This is a genomic window from Hansschlegelia beijingensis, from assembly GCF_045505405.1.
Taxonomy (GTDB): domain Bacteria; phylum Pseudomonadota; class Alphaproteobacteria; order Rhizobiales; family Methylopilaceae; genus Methylopila; species Methylopila beijingensis_A.
Genome location: NZ_JBJKEX010000353.1, coordinates 1 through 3,124, shown reverse-complemented (window position 1 = coordinate 3,124; position 3,124 = coordinate 1). Strand labels below are relative to the sequence as shown.

1 protein-coding gene and 1 pseudogene are annotated in these 3,124 nt (G+C 69.5%); both read right to left on the bottom strand.

The window, feature by feature from the left end; genetic code table 11:
* Positions 1–731 precede the first annotated feature (731 nt).
* Positions 732–1,316: pseudogene (ureG, locus tag ACIKT0_RS15875) on the bottom strand (urease accessory protein UreG); the annotation flags it as partial.
* Positions 1,317–1,321: 5 nt separating this feature from the next.
* On the bottom strand, positions 1,322–3,025 hold the full coding sequence (gene ureC, locus ACIKT0_RS15870) for an urease subunit alpha (protein WP_407106310.1): 1,704 nt from the start codon (positions 3,023–3,025) through the stop codon (positions 1,322–1,324).
* Positions 3,026–3,124 lie beyond the last annotated feature (99 nt).

Genomic DNA, 3,124 nt, shown 5'->3' with positions numbered 1-3,124 from the left:
AACAAGTTCGCGCGCATCGCCTGGCGCTTGATGATGACGGGCGGCATCTACAGCCGGCCGGTGGTCCCAATGCCCACCTGATACGAGATCGGGCGGCCGCGCGGCGGCTGCTGGAGCGCGGCGCCGGCCAGGCCGGTTTCCATGAGCTCGAGCGGGGCCTCGTGCTGTTCGGCGCGGCGCTGTGGGGCGCGCCGCCGCGTCTCACAGCGCTTGAAGGCGTCGGCGCCGCGCCTGCGGCGCAGCGGGTGTCGCTCGTTGGCGACCTGATCCGCATGCCGCATGTCTATCGCGGCGTGCCCGCGAACGCAGCGCCGGGCCTCTACCGGGCCGCGCTCGCCCATGCGATGGCGCACCGCGCCTTCAGCGGCCCGCGCCGGCCCGCCGACAAGCTCAAGCCGCTGCAGATCGCCTTGGTCGGCCTGATTGAGGACGCCCGCGTCGACGGCCTGCTCGATCTCCTCGGCTTGCGCGTCCGGCGCGTCCCCGAAGTCCCAGAGGCCGAGATTGTCGTCGCGATAGAGCGGCTCGACCACATACCCTTTTGCGTCGAACCGCAGCCGCATCTGGCCGATGTCGTTGCCCAGCAGCCCTCCGATGGCGCGGGCGAGCGTCGGATCCTCAAGCCTGTCGGAGGCGTCGGCGAACAGGCGCCGCCCCTTCGCGACGAAGCCGTCCGGATCCTCATAGTCCGGGTCGAACAAGGCGCGCGCGAGCCGCCCCATCAGCAGGGCGGCGTTGGTGGCCGCGACCGGCTTGGCGCCGCGCACGCCCTGCGCCTCCGCCAGCATGCGCTCGAGATCGACCCCGACATGCGGCGCGAGGTCGGTCTTGTTGACGACAAGCAGGTCGCATTTCAGCACGCCCGGCCCCCGCTTGCGCGGGATGTCGTCGCCGCCGGCGACGTCGATCACGAACATCCACCAGTCGACCAGATCGAGCGAGAAGGTCGAGGCCAAATTGTCGCCGCCGGACTCGAAGATGACGAGCTCCAGCCCCGGAAAACGCGCCTCCATCTCGTCGCCGGCCGCCATGTTGAGCGTCGGGTCCTCGCGGATCACCGTGTGCGGGCAGGCGCCGGCCTCGACCGCCGAGACCCGTTCGGGCTCGATCAGGCCGGAGCGGCGCAGCCGCTCGGCGTCCTCCTTGGTGACGAGGTCGTTGGTCACGACCGCGAGGTCCACGCCGCGGCCGCGCAGCTCCGGGATCAGCCGCTCGATCAGCGCGGTCTTGCCGGAGCCGACCGGCCCGCCGACGCCGATTCGCGCCGCCACCGAGGCGGTCAGCCGAAGCGCGTCGGGGGATGTGACATCCAGCATCGCCGTCACCTCAGCATGTAGCGCTGCGCGAGCGGCAGCTCGGTCGCCGGCTCGCAGGTGGCGAGCTCGCCGTCGACGAACACGTCGAAGGTCTGCGGGTCGACGCGGATATTGGGCAGGGCGTCGTTGTGCAGCATGTCGGACTTCCTGAGGGCGCGCGTGCCCGAGGCCGGCAGCAGGATTTTCGAGACGCCGAGCTCCTCGCGCAGCCCGCGGGCGATCGCGAGCGGATGGACGAAGCAGGCCGACAGGGCAGGGGCGGCCCTGCCGAACGCGCCCCATTGCGGGCGCAGCATCACGGGCTCGCAGGTCATCAGCGAGGCCGCCGAGTCGCCCATCGCGCCCCAGGCGATGAAGCCGCCCTTGACGATCAGCTCAGGCTTGATCCCGAAGAAGGCCGGCCGCCAGATCACGATGTCGGCGATCTTGCCGTCCTCGAGCGAGCCGACATGGTCGGCGATGCCGAAAGTCTTCGCGGCGTTGATCGTGTATTTGGCGATGTAGCGCTTGATGCGCTCATTGTCGCCGAAGCCCGGCTTGTCTTCCGGCAACAGGCCGCGCTGGTCCTTCATCTTGGAGGCGAGCTGCCAGGTCCGGCAGATCACCTCATGGATGCGGCCCATGCCCTGGCTGTCGGAGCCCAGCATCGAGATCGCGCCGATGTCGTGCAGCACGTCCTCGGCGGCGATCGTCTGCGCCCGGATGCGGCTCTCCGCGAAGGCCACGTCCTCCGGGATCGCCGGGTTGAGGTGGTGGCACGTCATGGTCATGTCGAGATGTTCGTCGAACGTGTTGACCGTGTAGGGATTGGTCGGGTTCGTCGACGACGGCAGGCAATAGGCCTCGCCGGCCACGCGGATGATGTCCGGCGCGTGGCCGCCGCCGGCGCCTTCCGTGTGGTACATGTGGATGGTGCGGCCGCCGATCGCGGCGAGCGTGTCCTCCAGGAAGCCGCTCTCGTTGAGCGTGTCGGTGTGCAGCTGCACCTGATAGTCGAGCTCGTCGGCCGAGCGCAGGCAGGCGTCGATGGTCGCCGGCATCGCGCCCCAGTCCTCGTGGATCTTCAGCCCGAGGCAGCCGGTCTCCAGCTGCTCCCTGAGCGAGCCCGGAATGTGGCTGTTGCCGCGGCCCAGGAAGCCGAAATTCATCGGCCAGGCCTCCGAGGCCTGGATCATCTTCCCCGTGTTGAACGGCCCGCCGGAATCGATACCGACCGTGATCGGCCCGAGCGAGCCGCCCAGCATGGTGGTGATCCCGCTCGCAAGCGCATGCTCCACCAGCCCGGCGGAGTCGAAGTGCACATGGACGTCGATGCCGCCCGCGGTCGCGATCAGGCCCTCGCAGTCGCGCACCGTGGTGCCGGCCCCGATGATCAGCCGCGGGTCGACGCCGTCCATGATCGCCGGATTGCCGGCCTTGCCGACGCCGACGATGCGTCCGTCCTTGATGCCGATGTCGCCCTTCACGACGCCCAGCACCGCGTCGATGACGGTCGCGTTGCAGAGCAGGAAGTCGAGCGCGCCCTCTTCGTTGGTGATCCCGGCCGCGAGCCCCAGCCCGTCGCGCAGCGTCTTGCCGCCGCCATGCAGGCATTCGTCGCCATAGGCCGCGTGGTCTTTTTCGACCACCGCGACCAGCGAAGTGTCGCCGAGCCGGACCCCGTCGCCCACGGTGGGGCCGTAGAGAGCCGCGTAGTCGCGTCGCGCGATGCCTGATGAAGTACGGCGAGAGATAGCCGCGGTCGAACTGCATGCCCTCGACCACTTCGAGCTCGGTCTCGAGGCTCTTGGCCTCCTCGACCGTGATGA